Below are 22,251 nucleotides of genomic sequence, written 5' to 3'. Positions count from 1 at the left end.
AAAGACTCTCAGCGGAATATGGCTGAGAGTCTTTTCATTTATTTAACCTTTGTGTTTGGTAAAAGTGCTGTTGCAAAACCAAGTAATGGCAACAATGAACATAAACCAAATACCCATTCAATGCCATTAATATCCGCTAAATGTCCTAGCCCCGCTGCGGCAATACCACTTACCCCAAACATAAGGCCAAACATTAAACCTGCAATCATACCCACACGGCCCGGAACAGCTTCTTGCGCATACACCACCATCGCTGCAAAAGCCGATGACAACACCAAACCAGCAATAATTGAAAAAACTGTTGTCCAAAATAAGTTTGCATACGGCATCATTAATGCAAACGGTGCCATACCAACAAATGAAACCCAAATCACAGCTTTACGGCCAATCTTATCGCCAATTGGGCCACCCGCAAATGTACCTACAGCCACAGCTGCCAAAAAGGCAAATAAGTGTAATTGAGCTGTTTGAATGTTGATATGGAACTTTTGAATTAAGTAAAAGGTAAAGTAGTTACTAATGCTCGCAATGTAGGTAAATTTGGCAAACATCAACAAACTAATTGTGCCCAAGGCGATAATGAGCTTACGACCATGCAATTTTGTATGTGCATGAGCAGCACGCGCAACTACCTGACTTTTAGCATGACTCACGGTCCAACGGCTTACGCCAAATAAAACCCAAATCGCTAAAAGTGCAAATATCACCAAACCCGCAACTGCATGCTGCCCAAATGGAACAATTAATAACGCTGCTAATAATGGGCCAATCGCAGTACCTGTGTTTCCGCCCACTTGGAAAGTCGACTGAGCTGTACCGAAGCGCCCGCCCGATGCCATTCGTGCCACCCGTGAAGCTTCTGGATGAAAGGTTGCGGACCCGACTCCAATCAGTGCAGATGCACATAACAACACGGCAAAACTTGGCGAAAAGGCTAACAAAATAATGCCGCAGAATGTGACGACCATTCCGAGTGGAAGAAGATACGGTTTTGGATGTTTATCGGTATAAAGTCCAATCCAAGGCTGTAGCAGCGAACCTGTAATTTGATATACAAACGAAATCAGGCCAACCTCCGCAAAACTCAGCGAAAAGTTTGCTTTTAGCATTGGATAGATGGCTGGTAGCACTGCCTGAATTAAATCGTTCAGTAAATGTGCAACCGCCACGGCGCCTACAATTTTAATAATCATTCCTTGAGACTGATCATTTGCAACGGTATTGGCAATACCATCTTTCAATTGTATTGAAGACGTCATACCTGAAAAACTCCAATATTTTTAAATGAGATGCTTATTGTAAATTGTCGCTTATAAAGTTATCTTCCAATAATCATTGTATAAGTGACAATTTTTAGGATAGTTTATGTCCGATTCTCTTATTCAGTCCGATTTGTCTGAACTGGTGATTGGACTCTCTTCCGAACATTCTTACCGAGAAATCACGCCTACTCATACACATACGCGTGCTCAGTTTTTATATGCGTCCACTGGCAACATTCAGGTGTTTACACCTAATCATGTGTGGATTGTGCCGCCCATGTGTGCGTTATGGATTCCGGCAAATGTAGAGCACAGTGTGATTTCACTGAGTCACGTTAAGTTAAATACGGCACTGGTTGAAGTAAATGCAGCCGCTCGAATGGGACAACATTGCTTTATTATTCGGGTGAGTAACCTGCTGCATGAACTTTTAATACGTTTAAATGAAATTGAACGAGAGAAAATACCAAATACAGCAACCTCTCAAGAGCTTTCCCGTTCTTTACAAATTTTGATTTTTGAAGAAATACAGCGAGCCAATTTATTGCCTATCCAGATACCGTGGCCGAAAGACAAAAGACTCTTAAAAATTTGCCAAGAGTTATTACATACGCCTAACCATTCAAGAGATTTAACAGATTGGGCTGATGATATTGGCGCGAGTTCTAGAACTTTAATGCGTATGTTCCAGAAAGAAACGGGGCTATCTTATCGGGCATGGGTACAGCAAATGCATATTGCACTTGCCTTGAGTAAAATTGCGAATGGCGAATCTATTGCTCAAATTTCAGAGTCACTGGGGTATACCAACCCCAGCGCGTTCAGTGCGATGTTTAAGCGACATCTAGGTAAAACACCTCAGCAGTTTAGAAGTGCTGCGATGTCGCTATAAGTCTTTTTTTTTGCAGGGATCTCATGCTTTTCAAGCAAATCATCGAAATCATGATAAACATGAAGTTCTCGATCTTTAGCTGTTCTTGCATGATCTAATCGTTGTTCAGGATCGACTAAAACAAGAGTATGGCCATCATCAATCAGACGATCTACACCTTCTAAGAACATACGTTTACCCACATCGTGGATAAGTGAAATCTGGGTTAAATCAATCACGATTGTGCTTTGGTCAGTGGTCTCGTCTTGTAAAATACGCAACAACATTTCAGCTTCGGTAAATTTCAATACCCCTCGAAGCACATACACACTTAACGATGCATCTTTTCCTGTACGGTAATGACTTTGTACAATCGTTTGTGCAGAAGGCGTACCTTCCATGAGATGTAATCCCATGTCACGAGATAATCGCTCTAAAATATCGATTCCTCGAACGCTATGACCGTGCTCATCTAGTCGAGGTGAAAAAGCAGCAATACTGACCTGCCCCGGCAGCACACCCAAAATACCGCCTGCTACACCACTTTTAGCAGGAATACCGACAGTTGAAAGCCAGTCACCCGCGGCATCATACATACCACAGCTCATCATAACACTGAGTACTTGTCTAACTACAGATCGGTTTAACAAACGCTTTCCAGTTTTAGGGTCAACCCCACCATTGGCAAGTACACTGCCCATACGTACTAGATCTTTAACCGTAACCAAAATCGCACATTGACGAATGTACCCATTCACAATATCGACTGGGTCAGTTTCTAAAATTCCGACAGTCCGTAACATATAACCGATCGAAAGATTACGGTAAGCGGTTTTGACTTCAGAATCATAAACAGACTCATCAAAACTTAATTCGCGACCTGCAAGCTCGCTCATAAAGCGGCGTAGAATTTCTGCGCTATGTAAACCATGTTTGACCTGAATTAATGAATGTGTCGTAATTGCGCCAGAGTTGATCATCGGGTTTTTTGGACGACCATCTTTACCCAGTGAAATTTCATTGAAGGCTTCCCCTGAAGGCTCTACTCCTACTTTCGCAAGTACTGCATCAATGCCAAGCTGTTGTAAAACATAAGCATATACGAATGGTTTAGAAATCGATTGTATGGTGAATTCAACATCATCATCGCCAACCGAATAAATTTCACCGTCTACCGTAGACATTGCTAAAGCTAATCGATCTGGGTTTGCATTTGCCAACTCAGGAATATAATCGGCGAGATGACCGCTGTTATCGATGTCACAGGCTTCAATAACATTTGCCAAATATTCTGGGAGAGGGGTTTTCATGGTTAGGAACCTTAAATGAGGAGATTTACAACATCGCGCAAAATTTCAGCACAACCTGCTGATAATATTAAAATTATATCTTTTGTAATGATTTAAATATCACGATATAAGTATTTTAATTCCGATGACTTATCCTTTTCAAGCTCATTATAGGTTTTTCAAAACTTTAAACTGAAGATTAGCTTATTCTTTCTACAAACAAGATTCCATTTAAATGATCGACCTCGTGTTGAACAATACGAGCAGGAAAACCGTGAAAAATTGTTTCAACTGCTTCACCCTGAAGTGTTAAGTATTTCACCTTAACCATTTCTGCACGTTCAACTTGTCCACGCTCATCCGGTACACTTAAGCAGCCTTCTTCGCCCAAACACGTTTCACTCGAAAATTCTAAAATTTCTGGATTTACCATGACCACAGCATTCATTTCAGGCGCATCCGGATAGCGTGGATTTGGTCGAGAAGCCACAATAATAACGCGTTTAGAGATATAAACTTGCGGTGCAGCAATCCCCACTCCATTACGCTCAAGCATTGTTGCATGCATAGCGTCAGCAAGCTGATAAAGCCAATTACTGTTTAACTCATTTGCCGAAACGGGAGCCGCAATTAGTTTTAAAATATCTTCACCACGCTTCGCGACAGGTAAAACTACACTCATCCTTTGAATCTCTTATTAAACTGGCTATGACAAGTTTTATTGTGTCGCTGAACGAAACAAAAGAAAAGTCATTCCTACATCTGTTTTTGTTTCATCTAAAGCATTTTTTGTTTTAAAGCTTTTTGATCTGCGTAAGTCCAATCGGCGTTGCCCTATAGAACAAATTTCCTCCATTTACTTTTACTTCACTTTTCCATTAATATCCAAACTTCAATTACAACAATTAAGTAAAAAATGGATCAGGAATTAACTTTGCAGGACGCGAACTATCTTAATAAAGAAGATAAACGAACTCTTGCCCTTTCTTCATTGGGTGGAGCTTTAGAGTTTTACGATTTTGTGATTTATGTGTTTTACGCCAAAATCATTTCCGACCTCTTTTTCCCAAGCACACTTAGTCCGTTTTGGGCCATGCTCAATACTTACGGCATTTTTGCAGCAGGTTATTTTTTTAGGCCCTTAGGCGGGGTTGTCATGGCCCATTTTGGTGATTTGGTCGGGCGTAAAAAACTATTTTCGCTTTCTATTTTGCTCATGGCGCTGCCTACCCTATTTATCGGGATATTGCCTACCTTTGAAAATATCGGATATTTGGCACCGCTACTTTTGTTACTTATGCGTGTGGTACAAGGGATTGCGATTGGGGGTGAAATTCCAGCCGCATGGACCTTTGTATCTGAACACGTGCCTGAAAGAAAAATCGGACTGGCCAATGGTTTACTCACCGCTGGGCTGTCTTTAGGAATTTTACTAGGCGCGCTCATGTCTTTATGGATTTCACTTAATTTTAGTGAAGGACAAATCCATGACTGGGCATGGCGTATTCCTTTCATTGTGGGTGGTATTTTTGGACTCGTTGCACTTTATTTAAGAACGTATTTGAAAGAAACCCCTGTGTTTAAAGCCATGCAGGCCCGTAAAGAAATTTCTAAAGAAATGCCAGTGAAGCAAGTCTTAAAAACACATAAAACAGCCGTTGCAACTGGCATGTTATTTACATGGTTTTTAACGGGATGTGTGGTGGTGGTGATTTTAGCCATGCCAAATTTGTTGATTGGTTCATTTGGCTTTGAGCGCGCACAGACTTTTGAAATGCAAAGTGCAGCCATTGTCATGCAAATGGTGGGCTGTATTTTGGCAGGCTATTTTGCTGACCGTTTTGGCTGTGGCAAAGTCATGATGGTCGGTGCGCTTGCTGTGGCACTTACAGCGGCAGTTTTTTATAACAGTTTGGGGCACGCGGCACATTCAACCATTTTTGGTTTATATATGTTGTTGGGTCTATGCTCTGGTACTGTCGGCATGGTGTCGAGCAGTATGGTTAAAATGTTCCCCGCGCCTGTTCGCTTCTCAGGCATTTCATTTTCTTATAATTTATCGTATGCAATTGTTGGCGGTATGACGCTGCCTTTAGTTCATTGGCTCAGTCAATATAGTGATATTGGTGCGATGTATTATATTTTCGCGCTAACCATTTTGGCCTTTGTAACTGCCTTTGTGTTTTGGAATAAGTTTGAAAAAAACAGGTATTAAAAATTTTCACTTATTAAATAAAAAACCACGCCGATTGCGTGGTTTTTTTTAATGCTGCTTATTTTAGAAAGTAAACCCGATATTAAAGTTAATACGGTATAGCCATTTATCACTATTTGGTGAAGTTGCAGAGGTATACCCTGTTGAGTTGGTTGCCCCACCAATAATGTTAGAGTTTTTCCCCCAGGTATAATCTGCCCAAACCATAAATGGTGAAGCAATAAACATCATTCCTGTAGTGTTCATTTGCGAATCTGACCAATCATCACGTTTTTTATCGAGATAACTATAGTCATTATAAAACTTAATGGCTTTTAACTTGCCCATATTCGTCACCGGCAACGTATAAGCAAGGTTTAAACTGGCAATGGTACCTTCCGAAGCAATGAAATAAGCAGGTGTAAGACCATTCGCCCCCATCAAAGTCATATCACTATTTACACCATCCGGATTTTTAGCATCGTATTGATAATGAATGACCGAACTTTGTAAATTAAAGCGTTTGTAGTTGTTTTCAGTATGTAAACCGACTGCATAATATTTGCCATCTTTATCGGTAATATCATTATGAAGCTGGGCAATTGCACCCGATACACCGAACTCTTGCTTACCGAAATCAGTTTCTAACTTACGAACAATTCGGGTATTAAACTGATGACGTTTTTCATTCTGATAAGCTTTTTGAGATGGAAATGCATTTCCTGCCAAGTCATCATAAGTTGCACTCTCAGGGGAATAACGCAAGTTCGTCTCTAACATTTGTGGGTAATAACCCAGTTTTACATCCCAATCTTTGTTGTGATAATTCCAGTTAATCCCCGGCGCAATATTGTTGCCATAACCTAAAAAGAATGGGATGTGATAGGTCCAGCCATTTTGCGGATAAGGATAAATCGTAAAAGGCTTATAAACTAAACCTGCTTCAATGCTGTTATTGGCATCTAAGTTATAGCCGACATATGCTTTTTCAATGGACGTTTTCTGTTGGTCTTGAACCATATAACTGGCATTGATATAGGCATCATCAAATTTACCTTTGAGATCTACCCTGAAAATATCAAAATGTAGCTTACCAAAACCACGGTTTGGCCCTTCCCAATCTTCATAACGTTGATTTAACCGAACCACCCCACCTAACTTTAATGAATCCGTGCCATCATCACTTTTCCATTCAAGCAATGAGTCTTTTGCAAATGCATTGACGCTTACCCCCAGCGTAAGCGGTGCAATGAATGCCATGATCAATGAAGTCTTTTTCATCTCTACATCCTTGATTGAGTTCCAGCGTCCTGCTGGAACTTTATTTGTTTTACCTGTAAAACTTCGTTTTTATTGTTTTTTAGACAAAAAAATTTATCTAAAAAAAAGGATGGCTTAGCAGCTCCCATCGCATATGTACTAAACCATCCAAACTGGTTAATACAGTTTCTTTTGCGGTGGACCCGCGAAGTTTAATGGTCCAATCGAGTTCATATCGAGCTCGATCACAGTTGGCCCTTCAAAAGCGACAGCCTCTTGAATAACCGTTTTAAACTCTTCTGCACTACCGACTTTCCAGCTTTTCACACCCATTGATTCGCCAAGAAGTTTGTAGTCCGGTGTATGCAATTCATTGAAATACTGACGACCACCGAAGTAGTTATTTTGAATGCCACGCATTACGCCATAACCACCGTCATTCATAATCATTAGGACCATATTGGTGTTTTCTTGCACCATAGTTGCAATTTCACCAATACCAAGCATTAAGCCGCCATCACCGACTAAACCAATTACTTTTTTATCAGGGTTAGCAATCGAAGCACCGATTGCTGTTGCAAGACCTAAACCAATTGCACCCGCAAGCGAGTGGATGTTTTGGTTTGGTGCTTGTACCGGGAATAAACGGCTGCCCCATGTACTACCCGACATGGTGATGTCACGTACAAAAATGCCATCTTGAGGTAGAGCTGCACGTAAGTGATCACAAATTAAAGCGTACTGATCGATTTGTTTACGCAGTGCATCAATTGCAGCCTGTTTAGCAGCCACTACAGCAGCATCGTAATCGGCGTCAACTTTTGAAGTTCCTTGAAGCTGTTCTAACACACGTGTTAAGACATCTTTGGCATCGCCACAAATGAAGTTGCGAATTTTGTAATTACGTTGCTGAGCCACCGGGTTTGCATCTATCTGAATAATATTTTCAGGGAATTCAACCGAATAAGTTTTTGTTTCATTACTACGTAAACGAGAACCCACTACCACCATCAGGTCGGCATCTTTTAATAACTGCTCAACACCTGCCGAGTTATGGAACGCACCTAAGCTACGTGGATGATCATCTGGCAACACCCCACGAGCATGAGTCGATGAAACAACTGGAATACCTAAATCTGCAATTGCTTTAACTTCGGCAACGCTATTTAAAGTACCACCACCAATCCAGAAAATCGGACGTTTTGCTTTTTTGATCTCGCTTACAAGAAGATCAATTTCAGCTTGCTCTGCCTGTGGCAATTCAAGTGCTTTCACTGGCCCAAGATTAAGTGGTAAATCAATTTCTGCTGCTTGTACATCAATTGGTAACTCAACACTAACTGGTCCCATTGGAACTGTAGTTGCGACACGAATAGCCTCACGAATCACACCAACGGCATTGTCTGGACTGGTAATACGGAACGCCGCTTTGCTTGATGCACGTAAGAATGTAAGTTGGTCTTTGGTTTCATGAATGAAGCTTGCATCACGGTCGAGATATTCACGCTCAACTTGACCCGTTAAATGCAATACAGGGCTACCTGCATTCATTGCTTCAATCAGTGAACCTACTGCATTACCTGCCCCAGCACCCGTACTGGTCAACGCTACCCCTAGGCCTTTAAAGCGTGAGTGTGCATCTGCCATAGTAACCGCACCCGCTTCACCACGTGCTGCAACAAAGCGCATTTTTTCACGGCGACCCACTGCATCGGCAATAGGTAAATTGTGGATGGAAATAACACCATAAATACTATCAACTTGGTGCGCTTCTAAAACTCTTGCGATTGCTTCGCCTACATTTACACGTTCAGTCATGTCTGTTCCTCAAAATTTGTTTTCAGTCCTTGAATTTATTAATCGCACCAAGGGTTAGGCTGTTCATTCAGCCCCATATAAATACTCTTTTGTTGCATGTACGATAAAATGCCCAAACGGCCTTTTTCGCGCCCGATCCCACTGTCTTTAAAGCCACCAAACGGTGCACTAATCGAGAATTTTTTGTAGGTATTAATCCATACCGTTCCCACTTCTAATGCACGTGCAATACGCCAAGCTTTACGATAACTTTCAGTCCAAATACCTGCAGCAAGACCAAAACAACTGTCATTGGCTTGGGCAATTAAATCTTGCTCGTTGTCGTATTTCATAACGACTAAAACAGGACCAAAAATTTCTTCCTGACAGGTTTGAGCACTGTTATTTAAGCCCGTAATAATGGTCGGTAAGTAATAGCTTCCTTTGGCATAGTCACCAGTCGTAAGTGCCTCACCACCAATCAGAACCTGACCACCTTCGCTTTTAGCAAGTTGCACATAGCGGTCAACTGACTGCAAATGTTTGTCATTGACCAGTGGCCCTAAATGCACACCAGCTTGTTCCGGATGACCCACACGTAAGCCTTTAGTAATTTCAACCAAACGCGTTAAAAACTGATCGTAAAGACTGCTATGAATAAACAAGCGAGAACCTGCGATACACGCTTGGCCTGCCGAGCTAAAAATACCGTAAGCCACACCTTTAGCAGCCAGTTCGACATCTGCATCTGGTAAAACGATAGTTGGTGACTTACCACCTAACTCAAGCGAAGTGGTAATGAGTTTATCAGCGGCAATGTGTGCCAAATGACGCCCCGTGGTTGTTCCACCTGTAAAAGAAATTTTACGAACCAATGGGTGCTGAGCAATTGCGTCACCAATGATAGAACCACGTCCCACTAACACACTAAGTAAGCCTTTTGGTAAACCTGCTTCTTCAAAAATTTTGGCAAGCTCTAAAGCAATGAGTGAAGTTGCTTCTGCTGGTTTTAACACCACGGCATTTCCTGCTGCCAAAGCTGGAGCAAGCTTTTGAACTTCACTCGCAATTGGAGAGTTCCAAGGGGTAATTGCTGCCACAACGCCTACAGGTTCATGCACACTCATGGTCATAAAGTCTGGAGCACGCTGAGTGGTGAGCTCATCGTTCAGCGTTTCACATGCTGCTGCAACATAACGCGCAGTTGCCGCCGCGCTCATCACTAAACCACGAGTTTCGGTTAAAGGCTTTCCATTATCGCGGGTTTGTAATTTCGCTAATTCATCTACACGCGCTTCAATAATATCTGCAACTTTATAGAGAATACGTGCGCGCTCATGCGGCAAGCTGTTTCTCCAGCTCGGTTGACGCCAAGCCTGATCCGCTTTTTCAATTGCTTCATTTACATCTTCAAGCGTTGCTGTTGAAAGCTCAGCGTTTACCGACTGATCTGCCGGAAATAGGCTTTGAATGACTGCACCACGGCCTAATCGCCATTCACCCGCAATATAAATTTCCTTTGCCATGATCAAATCCTTCTTAAATCTGTATTGCTTCTACACTGTTGCGACAAGCACGAATCACGCTAAGCGCAGCCAAAGTTGATGTTTTCGGGTTACTTGGCAGCGGCACACCCACCAGTTCAATGGTCATTTGTCCAAAGCCACCTTCCGCCACAATGGTGTGTTTGTTCTTGTTGATAGTTGGATCAACAGTTAACTCAACCATGGTTTCATCCATTCCAAGCCCTGCAAGTGCAATGGTTGCTGCAACGTTGGCATTGGCCGGAAATTTCATGGCAGCTTCACGGGCAGTTCCAGTAAAAAAGACCGTAGGTTCTGAAACATGGTCTAAATCGACCAATTGCTCTGCATAACTACCCTTCCAGCTTTTTGGACTTTTACAGCCTTTATAAGTGACCTTTTGCAAGCCACCTTCTTTAGCAGCAGAAATACCGTCAATACCTGCGATAGCCCCTGCAAGTAAATGCAGATGGGCATCATTTTTTTCAGCAGTTTGTTTAAGCTGAATTAAAAACTCGCTATCAGCCAAAGTACCCACCGAAATCAGACCAATGGTCCAGCCTTTCGCTAAAACTTTTTGAGCATGCTCTTTTACTGCTGCTTGACCTGCCACCTCAATGACATAGTCTGGTGTACCATCACATTGCTCAATATCTGAAATCACTTGAATGTCAGAAGAGACTTGTGATTGCACTTTTTCAATGCTGCGAGATGGCACTACAATCCACTTGAGTTGCAGATCTTGAGGCAAGTGGGCATACACTTCTGCTGCCATTGCACCAAAACCAATCATCATCAACTTTTTCATGACAGCACCTGATATTTATAAATGTTTGTTAAAACCACCTGAGACATCTATTGCCGAGCCTGTGGTGTAAGATGCCAATGGTGATGCCAAGAAAACTAAAGCACGTGCAGGCTCTTCTGGACGGCCTAAGCGCTGCATAGGAATGCCACGATTTTTTGCAATATTGCCTGTCCACTCTTCCCATGACAGATTTAAATCTGAACGGGTTTCATAACGGCGTTTCCACTGCGCAGATTCGACCATTCCGAGTAAAATCGAGTTCACACGAACGCCATACTGAGTAAACTCATGCGCCAACGAATGGGTTAAATTCAACAGTGCAGCACGTGCAGATGAAGTCGCAATCATGTGCGGTTCCGGTTGCAATGCCAGTAACGAGTTCACATTGGTAATTGAGGCATTTGCCGACTGTTTTAAGTCGTCAAGAAAAGCCCGTACCGGATGTAAAACACTGAAATATTTCAGCTCAATCTCTTTCATCCAGTCTTCATCTTGCGTATTTTCAAAATTTGAAACACGGCCTTGTCCAGCATTGTTAATAAGCATGTCCACATTGCCCAAATTGAGTTTGACCTCTTTGGCAAATTGCTGAACTTCTTCTTTTTTCAAAACATTACATGCTTTGGTAAAAATATTGGCGTGTGGAAATTTTTCTAAAATATAGTGCTTAGAAGCATTTAAACGTTCTTCATCGCGACCACACCAAGCAACTTTTGCACCCTCTGCAACCAGTATTTCAACAGCAGCCAGCCCAATCCCAGATGAGCCACCGGTAACAACTGCAACTTTTCCTTCAACTTGGAAGCTCATAATCCTTAATCTCTCTTACGATTGTTCCTGAATCGTCAACATAATTTGGTTAAATGCTTGCGGTTGGTCGACATAACTTAAATGTCCTGCATCTTCTATGACGAAGCGCTGTTCCAACTGCAATTCCTGAGCAAGCTCTTGTATACCTAACGCAGGAGTGATTTGATCTTGCTGCCCTGCAATGACTGTGCATGGGACTTTTAAATCGGTTAAATAATTACGTATTTCGTCATATGCCAGTAAGTACGATGCATGTGTGAAACCTTGTAAGGTCAATTGCTGCATCACTTCTGAAACTAAAGCTAAGGCCTGTGGCTCTTGTTTATAAATCAAATGAGGTCCACGGCTTTGGGCCATTCCTTTAGCGCCGAGTTCTTTCAACATTTTTGGTCTTTTTTCAAAAACCTGAATTTGTGTTTGTTCATCGTGGCGTTGGTAGCCTTGCGCCAAGTTAGCGACCACCAAGTGTTTCACTCGCTCTGGGTAAAGTGCAGCAAATGCACTGCCCTGTAAGGCACCTAAGGAGTGTCCCACTACAATTGCTTTTTCAATTTTTAAAGCATCGAACAATGCTGCCAAACGCTTTGCGTAGTCGGTCGCATTCGGTTGATCCGTTAAAAGCTCATCTGATTTGCCATAGCCCGGTGCGTCCCAGGCAATGACATGAAAATGATGAGACAGCACTTCAAGTTGGTTTACCCATGAAGCAGAACCGGAACTAATGCCATGCAACAGCACAAGGTATTCGCCCTGACCAGCTTCCCGATAGGCTTGTTGCTGGCCTTGAACATTGACCGTTTTCACCGGAAATTCTGCTAACTTTTCAATGAGTGTCATCATTTTTAATTCTTTCCTTTCATTCACTTCATCAAACAATTAACGTTTGATTTGAGACAATGGATGCTCTGGTGGATAGTTCGGAATTGTTGGTTTACCTGTTCCCAACATCACGCACATCAAGGCATCTTCTTGACCTGGGTTAAATAAACCACGGTAGATACCCGGTGGAATTGAAATCAGGTCACGCTCTTTTAAGCGGGTCTGGAATTTCTCGCCGTTGTGCTCAATAAACAAATCAATTTCGCCGCGGAGCATAAAGAAAACTTCTTCAACGTCGTGGTGAATGTGCAAAGGACCTTCACACTGTGGTGGTAGCACCATAGTCGAAAACGTAAAGTTCTCTGCAGGTACAGTATTGCTGTCATTTGCAACACCAGTTGCACCCGTACCCATATAGCGCATTTGAGCACGACGATATTTCGGGTCGTAATCGGCTTGGAACTTCAAAGCCTCAAAGTCATATTTACGAGTCTCAAAGCGAGCAATACGTGTGTTTAACCAATCTTCTAAAGAAGCGCCTTCCGGCTGTTTCCACGATTCGAATTGTTGTGTAGTCATTTTTTAAACTCCTATACAGTGAATTAATAACGTTTTAAAAGAGGAACCAAAAACAACGACCCAATGACAGCGACTGCAGCCAAGAAGGTAATTCCCAAATTAAAACTATGTGTTTGCATCACGATGTAACCGATCAGTACAGGTGCAATTGCACTTGCAAAATTGCCTAACCCATTAAATATTCCACCCGCTGTTGCACCTACATTTGAGGTGGTTACTCGGGCAAGCAAAGCAAATACCGCAGCCACTCCAAAGCCCCACGCCATAGCACTTAAAGACATAGCAGCAATAATCAATAATGGCTCAGTCATAATGACCATCACATACATGAAGATGCCTGCGAGTAATAAACCGCTGAATACTTGAATTGCGCGGCGGCCTAATTTGTCAGATAAAAACGCACCAACCACTTCGCCAATTAACATGGCAATGAATGGAAAGCTTGAATACACCCCAAACTCCTTGAGGTTGAATCCTTTGTCTTGCATGAGATAAGAAGGAACCCAACTGTTTAGGCCCCACAAATAAGTCATTAAGGCAATATTGAATAAGCACACCAACCAGAACGCGCTATTGCTCACAAGTACTTTGGTGTTGGCGATATGGCCTTTGAAGTTAGTACGTTTACTTTCACCTTCAAGCTCAACAGTTTTCTTGAGTTGCAAGTTACGCAGACCAAAAACAATGCTTAAAATTGCAATGAGTGTTAGTGCAGCCATCACAAAAAAAGTGGTGTGCCAGTCGTGGTGTGCCAGAACGGCTGCCGTAATTGGGAACCCAAGGAATGCACCAATCGGTGTACCCAGTAAGAACATGGTTGAGGCACGTGCTTGCTGACGGTCTGTATAAGTCTGCTTAACAATGGTGTACGCCAAAGCAAATAGCGGACCTTCTGCCAAACCGAGTAGAACCCGTAAAATCAACATGCCTGAGTAGCTGGTGGTAAAGCCCATGCAAAGCATGAGTAAACCCCAAGAAGTCACACTCCAGAACAACATTTTCTTTGGGTTAAAAATGTCGCCTAAAAAGCTTAGAAAGACTGATGAAAAACCATAAGCAAGTAAAAAACTTGTCATGAGCCATCCGAGCTTGGCTTTATCTTCAGCAATTCCCATCGAGCTTTGAAAATGTGGGTCTGAAAATAAAACCGCAATACTGATCTTGTCGAAAAATGCCAGTACTACACACACCATAAGGACAAAAGCAGGTACCCAATGCTTTAATCCACTTTTTTCTTCATTACTCATGTGTCATTCCTTCGATTTGGTAATGAGAACCAGATTTAATGTTTACGGTTTTAACTTCATGACATTAAATTCAGCATCTGCTAATAATTTTGGATCTAAAACGGTGTTGGCTTGCATCCAACGCTTTGCCAGCTTGATTAACTTCGAGTCATTAATGGCAATCATATTCAGCAAGCGATTTTCATGGTCCAGATATAAATAGCTCACCTGATCTTCACCACCTTGGCGAATCACCACTTCTTTGGTTTTTTCAGGTTGATATGTTCCTAAAACCTGGATATTAAAGTGATATTGATCAGACCAAAGCCAAGGAATATCGGTATATTCAGTTTCAATTCCGAGCATTGATTTCGCAGCTGCAATCGCCTGATTTTGTGCATTTGCCCAAGACTGAATGCAATAGCCCAAGCCCGGATGAATCGCGACATCACCTGCGGCATAAATGTCTTGATCTGAGGTTTGTCCAAAACAATTCACCACAATGCCATCTTTCACATCGAGCCCAGCGTGCACGCCTAACTCTTTAGCAATTTCGGCACCTGCACCCACTACAACACAATCAAATAACTGGCTATGTTGAGGATGGTTCACTACTTCAACTTTTTGATCTGGTGCTTCCACTAAGTGAAGGCTCTTGCTGTCTAAATGAATTTTTGTGCCTTGAGCCTCATGCATATTTTTTAAAAATGCAGAAACTTCCGGACTCACACTTCTTGCACATAAGCGGTCGCCATATTCAAAAATATGAACATCTTTCCCTTGCTTACGTGCAGTTGCAGCGATTTCCAAACCAATCCAGCCACCGCCAATCACAGCCACATTTTTTGCATTCTTTAAAATTTCAGCCAGACGTTCACAGTCACGTACATTTCGCAAAGTCACAACATTTGGAATGAACTGCCATGTATTGACGGGTACACGGGCGCGGCTTCCTGTTGCAATCAACAATTTGTCATACGGCAAAATCTGACCACTTTCTAAATGAACCTGCTTTTGCTCGCGATCGACTTTTGTTGCAATTTCCGGTTTGTGCCATTGAATGTTGAACTCTTGAACCTGTTCTGGAGAGAACAGATTCAAACTTTCATAACTTGCTTCTTTTGAAAGTACTTGCTTAGACAGTGGCGGACGCTCATAAAACACGTGATCTTCATTTGAGACCACATGAATTTCACCCACATATCCATTTTGACGTAAGGTACTAACTGCCCAACCTGCAGCCTGCCCCGCCCCTACAATTACAATCTTTTCCATAGCCTTTCTTCCTTGTAAAGCAATGCCTGTTACACAGGCTTTACCTGACGGCGGGTTTTGTCATCAAGACCACCTTCAATCGCCCACTCGGTGAAAAGCTCTAGACGATGTTCTTCTACACGTGGCTGCCATTCTTCGGTCAAATAATCATCGTTGGTGTAATATTCAAATGCACCACCCAATGGTGAGTTGACGTACCAGAAATAAGCAGAAGAAATTGGATGACGTCCCGGTCCAATAAAGGTTGACCACTCTGAACGGTTCATATGTAAACCGCCTCCAATCACCTCATGAATATCACGAACAACAAATGCAACGTGATTTAGACCAGCAGGTTTATTTGGAACGCTAAGTAAGAATAAATCGTGGTGATAACCTTCACCGCGGCAACGTAAGAATGCACCGCGATTTTTGTAAGCATCAGATAAATGAAAGCCTACTTTTTCAATATAGAAGTTTTCAGTAGTTGCCAAATCCGGTGTGAAGAACACTACATGTCCAATCGCAACAGGTTGACCTTTTTCATAGACAGGACTTGCTGCATTCACACGTTGAATGTTGCCGTATTGGTTAATACCTTCCGTTTTAAGTTCTGGTACTTCTTTTACAAAACTTTGTTCAAAACGAATGGTCATGCCATTTGGGTCAAGACACTGAACTGTATTTTCAGTACGTTTAAAACCGTCTACATCGGCCAAACGAGCTGCCAAGTCTTCAAGGTCTTGAGCATTTTCAACACCCCACGTAACTTCACGTAAAGTTGAACCTTGCTCAATAGCAGGCGGTAAACGGTTATCATCACAATTAAATAGATAAATCTTGCTGCCGTTTTGAGTCTGGTATAAATCTGCGCCTTCAATATCCGAAGTACTTTGGCTTAAACCAAAATCTACCAAAAACTTGTTTGAAGCGGCTCTATCTTCAACTCCAAACTTTAAAATCTCAATCCCTGTAATCATTTGACTACTCCTTAGTTAAAGACAAAACCGCCATTGACCGGAATATTTTGACCTGTCACAAAAGAGGACAAATCCGACAGTAGATACAATGCTGTTCCATTTAAATCTTGTGGAAGTTGCTGGCGTTGAATCGCTCTTCCGTTGACATATAAATCATGACGTTCCTGTGGCACATACTCGGTTGCTTCAACCAGTGTCAGCCCCGGAGACAATGTGTTGACACAGATATTGAACTGCCCCAACTCTCTTGCCATTGAACGTGTCATGGCAAGAATTGCACCTTTACTTGCCACATAAGCCATCAGGTTCGGTGCGCCCCAAAGTGCTGTATCTGACGCAACATTAATAATCTTGCCGGCAGCCGATTGTTTTAAATGTGGAATACACGCTTTTGTAATTAACCATGTGCCTTTTACATTAATATTCATGACTCGATCCCAAAGTTCAGGATCGTAATCAATCATATTTTTTCCACCGACATTGGTTGCAAGCGCTGCACAGTTCACAAGGCCATCTAGTCCTTGTAATACTTCCACGCTTTTTGCAACCGCATTTTCAATAGAGTCTGCATTGGCAAGGTCAACTGTTACTGCATGAACGTTTAGCCCTTGTTGCTGTAACGCTTGCGCTTCTTGTTGCACGAGGTCAGATAAAATATCTGCCATTACAACTTCAGCGCCTGCCTCAGCAATGGCTTGAGCGAAATCTCGCCCTAAACCACGTGCAGCACCAGTCACTAAAACTTTTTTGCCTTGCAACAACGCTACATTAGCCATGAGCTTCTTCCTGCATCTCGATACGGTTTGATGCATTTAGTGCAGCAATTTTCTTTAATTGCTTCTCAGCTTCTTTCTTCATTAAACGGCGTAAACGTGCAAGTCCAACATCGTGTTGATATAAGAATTCTCGTGCACGTGCATTTGGCGCAAGGTTTTCTAAAATAATGCGGTCTTGTTCCAATACATCCCAATGCAATTGTTCTAAATGATTGCGATATAAGAAGCGCCATACATTACGTTGCCAACCACTCACCTTACGGCAGCGCCAGAAAAATACACGGGTATTATTGGCATCAATTGGCGTTGCGTAACCCACAATCCAGAATTCACCACCCGGACCAAACTGTTTACGGTAAGGAATTGAAAGGCGTAACCAACTTGCCCCAGTCGAACCATATTCAACCCAGTCAAAGTTCACACCTGTTTGGCCTTCTTTTTCAAAAACAAAACCATTTTCAGTTGTGCGGTGTTTCATCTCTGCGGTACGTTCACCTTCTGCCATAGAGTGTGAAGTACAGTGCAAATATGTACCGTGCATTGGATCCATCACGTTATCAATGGCATATTGATGGTTTACTTTCCAGTCTGCTTGGCAAAGGAATGAACTCCACTCTTCGCTTGCCAGTTGTTCTGGGAACTCAAGCGGTGCGGGTTGTTCATTTGCATCGATACCAAACCAGATGAAGATTGCACCATGCTGTTCAATGACCGGATAGCTTTTTAAACACTTGGTTCCAGTCATTGGACATTCATGAACGGCTGGCACATCGGCAACCACACCATCAGCACGAACTTCAACACCGTGATACCAGCAAGCAACTCGATCACCCAAGTTCCAGCCGAGTGAAAGACGAGCACCGCGGTGTGGACAGCGATCTTCAAGCGCATGAACCTGACCTTCGGCATCACGCCAAACCACAATGTTTTCACCTAAACGGGTAATCCCAACCGGATTAGCAGCGACTTCCCAACTTGCTAAAACCGGATGCCATTGGTCACGTAAACCCAGTTCTAAATATTCTTCAGCGCTTTGTGAAGTTGATACGATTGCGTTCATTTTATTCTTCCCTGAATCAATAACCTAAACGTTGCATTTCTTCTGTAAAGCTCTCAGAAGTCCATTCATCACCAGATTCACAGCGGAAACCTTGCTGATTAAGTGCAGAAACAACCTCATCTAATTCTGTTGCGCCCGCAGAAAATGCCTGAATCAAGTTCTTTACAAAGTCTTGTTCGTAGAGAGTCGGTTCTTTATAACGTGTTTGCCAAACCAACAATTCAGATTGACCTGGAACTTGAATATTGTTGATACCTGCTTCGGTTGCCGGCGTTGCATGAATCCAGCTTGCCAACTTTTCATTAAATGTCTTCATTGTTCTGCTTCCTTGTACATGTGAGGACTAGAGTTGAATTTGAATATCCTGTCCTTCAACACGAACTGGGTACGTACATAGGTTTCTACACCCGGGTCCACTTTTTAGCTCACCTGTCTGAATGTCAAAAATTGCTTCGTGCAATGGACATTCCACAGTTTGATCTTCGATAAATCCTTCCGTTAATAAGGCATACGCATGAGGGCAAACATTTTCGATAGCGAAGTAATTTTCATCGACAAAAAAAACACCAATTTTTTTCCCTTCAACTTCGACGGCTTTCGGCTCATCTTCGCTAACGTCACCCTGCTGACAAACTGAGATCCAACTCATACCTTGCGTCCTCATTTTGTTTTATATACAAAACATAATTTGATTTTCAAAACACAAGCTAAGCATAATCCTCTTGATTAATTTTTGTCAAAGTAAAAATAAATATTAAAATCAATTGATTAATAAATTTTAAATAATTTGTTACGTTTCAAGTTAGAAACAATGTTTTAAATATAAAAATTGTTTTATGTAATCTTTATAATTACAATAGTTCTAAAATAAAGCATAATGCCCCAATTCGAACCCTGTTTTATTTATAGGAAAACGACACGAATGAGCCTAGAGATTGAAGAAGATTCGCAAGAATCAGAAACAACAAAAAATGATGATCGGTATTTAGTACCAGGGCTTGTGCGTGGTTTAGCCATCTTGCAAGCATTTAATCAACAAGCACAAGAAATGACGATTACAGAAATTGCCGAAATTTTGGAAGTGAACCGTTCTAGTGCATTTCGGCTTATCTATACACTTGAAGCTTGCGGTTACTTAAGAAAGGCTTCACAAAAAACATATGCGCTTGATTCAAAAGTTATGGAGCTGGGTTTTAACAGTTTATCAAAGCTTTCATTACTTGATTTATCTACGCCTTTAATGAAAGAACTACGTGACCAGACCAAACTTGCAGTACACCTGACCGTTTTAGAAGGTACACACATTGTTTTTGTAAATAACGTTCAATCTATGGGTACGTTTACCAGCAATATTAGTTTAGGTACTCGCTGGCCTGCCCATGCTACAGTTATTGGTCAAATGTTATTGTCAGATTTACCAGAGGCAGAAGTACGACAACGCTATCGCAATTTTAATGACTGGGATAGTTACTCAGAACTTACCCCAACCAGTTTAAAAGCGTTATTGCAAAAATTAAATTATGTAAAAACTCAAAAGTCGATGGTGAGCTGGGGACATTACAATCATGACATGGCTGCTTGTGCTGCTCCTATTTTCAAACAATCAAATGGAAAAATGGTGGCTGTCCTTTCAGTGAGTTGTCCAATTACCACTTATGATGAGAAGACCTTTAAAGAAGATATCGCTGCTCTAGTCATCGCAACGGCAGATAAAATTTCAAAATTTATCTATTAAAAAAAGCGACGTTAAGTCGCTTTTTTTAATACTCTTATTTCTTCAATTAAAAATTACACTTAAAATTTTCACCATTCATATTCTGAAAACTCAGTGTTGAATGATTTTCTTTAATATCAAACTTTAAGTACTGCTGTTTAAACTGTACTACTGCATAAAACTCTTCAGCCCCATCATCTAAACCTGTCGCAGAGACTTGGGTCCCTTGTGGAAAGTCCTTGAGCCAAGCAGCGTTATAAAAATCCGCTACTGAATTAAAATCTATATATTTTGCAGGCTCAGCTATAATTTTTGCAGCAATTTGATCAAACTGTTGTTGTTTATAAGCATCTAAACTCAACAACATGCTTATTCTCCCAATTAAAGCTGCCCAGCACCTAAGTTCTGCTTTCTTTTAACCTTTTCCCATTGATACCAACCATAAGCTGCCATTAATACAAAGGCTGCGTATAAGGCTGAAGTTAAAAACAGATCTTTATAGATAAACATGCCGACATAAACAATATCGACAAATACCCAAAGGATCCATGTCGCAATATGCTTTCGGCTGGTCCAGTAAGTTGCAAGCAAACTAAATGCTGCAAGCTGTGAGTCAAGCATTGGCACTGCTGCATCGGTAAAGTTTTTAAGAACCAAACCAAAGACTAAGCCACCTACCGCGGCAATAATCATTTGAATGATAGCTGTTTGAACTGCAATAGGCTCGATTCGAATGTCATGATCTTGCTGTTTTCCTTTGAGCCAATAGTAAAAGCCATAAAAATTTACGACCATAAAAAAGAATTGCAAAATCGTTTCGCCATAAAGCTTAAATTCGTAAAACAAATAGGCATATAGGACAAAAGCAAAGAAATTAAACAGCCAGCACCACATATTACGGATTACCGTTAATCCAACTCCAATGAGGCTAATTAAGACCGCGAAAATTTCTAGAGGAGACATAAGAGAAGCTGCTTATTGAGATCAATTTGACAGCGTATTATGAGAAAAATATAAAGCGAAGCAAACTGCTAATTTAAATAAATCATGGAAAATAACATTTCTAAGGATTTATCCTTTTCGCATGAAATTGATTTATTTCAATAGATAAATAAAAGAAATACTGATCGAGTTGCTAACAATTTCTATTTGCTAGTTTTTAAATGATTGTTTAAAAGATAATGAAAGACAAATAAAGAGCGTGAAAATATGTCAAATCAAGAAGGAAAAGTCAGCCGTGAAACTCGCGGGCATATTTTTTTAATTGGCTTAGATCGGGCAGCAAAACGTAATGCCTTTGATAGCCACATGATTAAAGACTTATCACTAGCGCTCACTGAATATGAAAATAATGACGCCCTGCGCTGTGCGATTGTTTTTGCTCACGGTGACCATTTTACAGCTGGCTTAGATTTGGTTGAGTTACAACCTAAGCTTGCTACAGGTGTTTTTGACTTTAGTGAAAACGAAATTAACCCTTGGGGCACTGTAGGCCGCAAGCTTAGTAAACCCTTGATTGTGGCAGTACAAGGTTATTGTTATACCGCTGGTATAGAATTATTTCTCAACGCAGATATTGCGATTGCGAGTGAAAATACCCAATTTGCTCAAATGGAAGTTCAACGTGGCATCTTACCTTTTGGCGGAGCAACTGCACGTTTTATTCAAGCCGCAGGTTGGGCCAAAGCCATGCGCTATTTGCTCACTGGTGACTCTTTTGATGCCAAAGCAGCTTTTGATATGAACCTCATTACAGAAATATCCCCAGAAGGTACAGAGCTTAAACGTGCCATAGAAGTTGCTGAACATATCGCGCAAGCTGCACCACTTGCTGTAAAAGCGACCCTCGCCTCTGCTCGTGAGGCAGTCAATGAAGGTTACAAAGTGGCTTTTAACCAACTGCAAAACCATCTTCAACCTTTACTCACAACAGAAGATGTTCAAGAAGGTGTTTTCGCCATGCTGCAAAAAAGACCTCCTGTTTTTAAAGGTAAATAAGTCCTACTCAAGCACTGCGCTCTACAGTTTA

Annotated in this window: 23 protein-coding genes; 4 read left to right on the top strand and 19 right to left on the bottom strand. The window is 41.6% G+C overall.

Features of this window, described 5'->3' with window-relative positions:
* Positions 1-38: 38 nt before the first annotated feature.
* The gene (locus MKL62_RS06890; RefSeq protein ID WP_005129371.1) at positions 39-1,259 is read right to left on the bottom strand and encodes an MFS transporter; all 1,221 of its coding nucleotides are present in this window, start codon (positions 1,257-1,259) and stop codon (positions 39-41) included.
* Between the two features lie 106 nt (positions 1,260-1,365).
* Here MKL62_RS06890 and MKL62_RS06885 point away from each other — a divergent pair, with 106 nt between their 5' ends.
* Complete coding sequence (locus MKL62_RS06885) at positions 1,366-2,154, top strand: AraC family transcriptional regulator (RefSeq protein WP_030423637.1); 789 nt, start codon at positions 1,366-1,368, stop codon at positions 2,152-2,154.
* Here MKL62_RS06885 and MKL62_RS06880 read toward each other — a convergent pair.
* Both MKL62_RS06880 and def read right to left on the bottom strand, forming a co-directional pair.
* On the bottom strand, positions 2,121-3,443 hold the full coding sequence (locus MKL62_RS06880) for a glutaminase (protein ID WP_030423638.1): 1,323 nt from the start codon (positions 3,441-3,443) through the stop codon (positions 2,121-2,123). The genes MKL62_RS06885 and MKL62_RS06880 overlap by 34 nt on opposite strands.
* Before the next feature lie 178 nt (positions 3,444-3,621).
* Positions 3,622-4,104: a peptide deformylase gene (gene def / locus MKL62_RS06875; protein WP_000117817.1), complete on the bottom strand. Its 483-nt coding sequence runs from the start codon at positions 4,102-4,104 to the stop codon at positions 3,622-3,624.
* Between the two features lie 234 nt (positions 4,105-4,338).
* Here def and MKL62_RS06870 point away from each other — a divergent pair, with 234 nt between their 5' ends.
* Positions 4,339-5,637, top strand: a complete 1,299-nt coding sequence (locus tag MKL62_RS06870; RefSeq protein ID WP_000371878.1) for an MFS transporter — start codon at positions 4,339-4,341, stop codon at positions 5,635-5,637.
* A gap of 63 nt (positions 5,638-5,700) precedes the next feature.
* Here the strand turns inward: MKL62_RS06870 and MKL62_RS06865 are convergent, their stop codons facing one another.
* From MKL62_RS06865 to MKL62_RS06800, 14 genes are all read right to left on the bottom strand, one after another.
* Positions 5,701-6,897, bottom strand: a complete 1,197-nt coding sequence (locus tag MKL62_RS06865) for a putative porin (protein WP_005129374.1) — start codon at positions 6,895-6,897, stop codon at positions 5,701-5,703.
* A gap of 156 nt (positions 6,898-7,053) precedes the next feature.
* Positions 7,054-8,694 carry a thiamine pyrophosphate-binding protein gene (locus tag MKL62_RS06860; RefSeq protein WP_005129376.1) on the bottom strand — a complete coding sequence of 547 codons (1,641 nt, stop codon included), beginning with the start codon at positions 8,692-8,694 and terminating at the stop codon, positions 7,054-7,056.
* A gap of 38 nt (positions 8,695-8,732) precedes the next feature.
* A complete protein-coding gene (locus MKL62_RS06855; protein WP_001040549.1) occupies positions 8,733-10,199 on the bottom strand; it encodes an aldehyde dehydrogenase in 1,467 nt (488 codons plus the stop codon).
* A gap of 13 nt (positions 10,200-10,212) precedes the next feature.
* Positions 10,213-11,004: an aspartate dehydrogenase gene (locus tag MKL62_RS06850; RefSeq protein WP_005129378.1), complete on the bottom strand. Its 792-nt coding sequence runs from the start codon at positions 11,002-11,004 to the stop codon at positions 10,213-10,215.
* A gap of 15 nt (positions 11,005-11,019) precedes the next feature.
* Positions 11,020-11,814 carry an SDR family oxidoreductase gene (locus tag MKL62_RS06845; protein ID WP_000009973.1) on the bottom strand — a complete coding sequence of 265 codons (795 nt, stop codon included), beginning with the start codon at positions 11,812-11,814 and terminating at the stop codon, positions 11,020-11,022.
* Between the two features lie 15 nt (positions 11,815-11,829).
* Positions 11,830-12,654, bottom strand: a complete 825-nt coding sequence (locus MKL62_RS06840) for an alpha/beta fold hydrolase (RefSeq protein WP_000988612.1) — start codon at positions 12,652-12,654, stop codon at positions 11,830-11,832.
* 36 nt (positions 12,655-12,690) lie between these two features.
* Positions 12,691-13,212 (bottom strand): cupin domain-containing protein, encoded by a 522-nt coding sequence (locus MKL62_RS06835; protein ID WP_000211626.1) that lies wholly within the window; start codon positions 13,210-13,212, stop codon positions 12,691-12,693.
* A 23-nt stretch (positions 13,213-13,235) separates the two neighbouring features.
* Positions 13,236-14,459, bottom strand: coding sequence for an MFS transporter (locus tag MKL62_RS06830; RefSeq protein WP_000064049.1), 1,224 nt, complete (start codon positions 14,457-14,459; stop codon positions 13,236-13,238).
* Between the two features lie 42 nt (positions 14,460-14,501).
* The gene (locus tag MKL62_RS06825; RefSeq protein WP_005129379.1) at positions 14,502-15,713 is read right to left on the bottom strand and encodes an NAD(P)/FAD-dependent oxidoreductase; all 1,212 of its coding nucleotides are present in this window, start codon (positions 15,711-15,713) and stop codon (positions 14,502-14,504) included.
* A 29-nt stretch (positions 15,714-15,742) separates the two neighbouring features.
* Positions 15,743-16,672: a VOC family protein gene (locus MKL62_RS06820; protein ID WP_005129381.1), complete on the bottom strand. Its 930-nt coding sequence runs from the start codon at positions 16,670-16,672 to the stop codon at positions 15,743-15,745.
* 11 nt (positions 16,673-16,683) lie between these two features.
* Positions 16,684-17,448 carry an SDR family oxidoreductase gene (locus MKL62_RS06815; protein ID WP_000024372.1) on the bottom strand — a complete coding sequence of 255 codons (765 nt, stop codon included), beginning with the start codon at positions 17,446-17,448 and terminating at the stop codon, positions 16,684-16,686.
* Positions 17,441-18,508, bottom strand: a complete 1,068-nt coding sequence (locus tag MKL62_RS06810; RefSeq protein ID WP_000991783.1) for a Rieske 2Fe-2S domain-containing protein — start codon at positions 18,506-18,508, stop codon at positions 17,441-17,443. The genes MKL62_RS06815 and MKL62_RS06810 overlap by 8 nt, the downstream gene beginning before the upstream one ends.
* A gap of 16 nt (positions 18,509-18,524) precedes the next feature.
* Positions 18,525-18,824, bottom strand: a complete 300-nt coding sequence (locus MKL62_RS06805) for a recombinase-like helix-turn-helix domain-containing protein (protein ID WP_000847096.1) — start codon at positions 18,822-18,824, stop codon at positions 18,525-18,527.
* Between the two features lie 27 nt (positions 18,825-18,851).
* Positions 18,852-19,157, bottom strand: coding sequence for a non-heme iron oxygenase ferredoxin subunit (locus MKL62_RS06800; protein WP_000118514.1), 306 nt, complete (start codon positions 19,155-19,157; stop codon positions 18,852-18,854).
* 273 nt (positions 19,158-19,430) lie between these two features.
* Between MKL62_RS06800 and MKL62_RS06795 the strand changes: the two genes are divergently transcribed.
* On the top strand, positions 19,431-20,243 hold the full coding sequence (locus tag MKL62_RS06795) for an IclR family transcriptional regulator (protein WP_000051057.1): 813 nt from the start codon (positions 19,431-19,433) through the stop codon (positions 20,241-20,243).
* Positions 20,244-20,289: 46 nt separating this feature from the next.
* Here the strand turns inward: MKL62_RS06795 and MKL62_RS06790 are convergent, their stop codons facing one another.
* A complete protein-coding gene (locus MKL62_RS06790; protein WP_005129382.1) occupies positions 20,290-20,589 on the bottom strand; it encodes a hypothetical protein in 300 nt (99 codons plus the stop codon).
* Between the two features lie 14 nt (positions 20,590-20,603).
* Positions 20,604-21,185 carry a nicotinamide riboside transporter PnuC gene (pnuC, locus tag MKL62_RS06785; RefSeq protein ID WP_000074694.1) on the bottom strand — a complete coding sequence of 194 codons (582 nt, stop codon included), beginning with the start codon at positions 21,183-21,185 and terminating at the stop codon, positions 20,604-20,606.
* 246 nt (positions 21,186-21,431) lie between these two features.
* On the opposite strand from pnuC, the gene MKL62_RS06780 reads away from it, so the two are divergent.
* Positions 21,432-22,220 carry a crotonase/enoyl-CoA hydratase family protein gene (locus MKL62_RS06780; RefSeq protein ID WP_000070457.1) on the top strand — a complete coding sequence of 263 codons (789 nt, stop codon included), beginning with the start codon at positions 21,432-21,434 and terminating at the stop codon, positions 22,218-22,220.
* Positions 22,221-22,251: the final 31 nt, after the last annotated feature.

This window comes from Acinetobacter sp. AOR01_HL (genome assembly GCF_027855455.1).
Taxonomy (GTDB): domain Bacteria; phylum Pseudomonadota; class Gammaproteobacteria; order Pseudomonadales; family Moraxellaceae; genus Acinetobacter; species Acinetobacter baumannii.
Note: the sequence above shows the minus strand (reverse complement) of the source record. Positions and strands in the feature narration are given on the sequence as shown.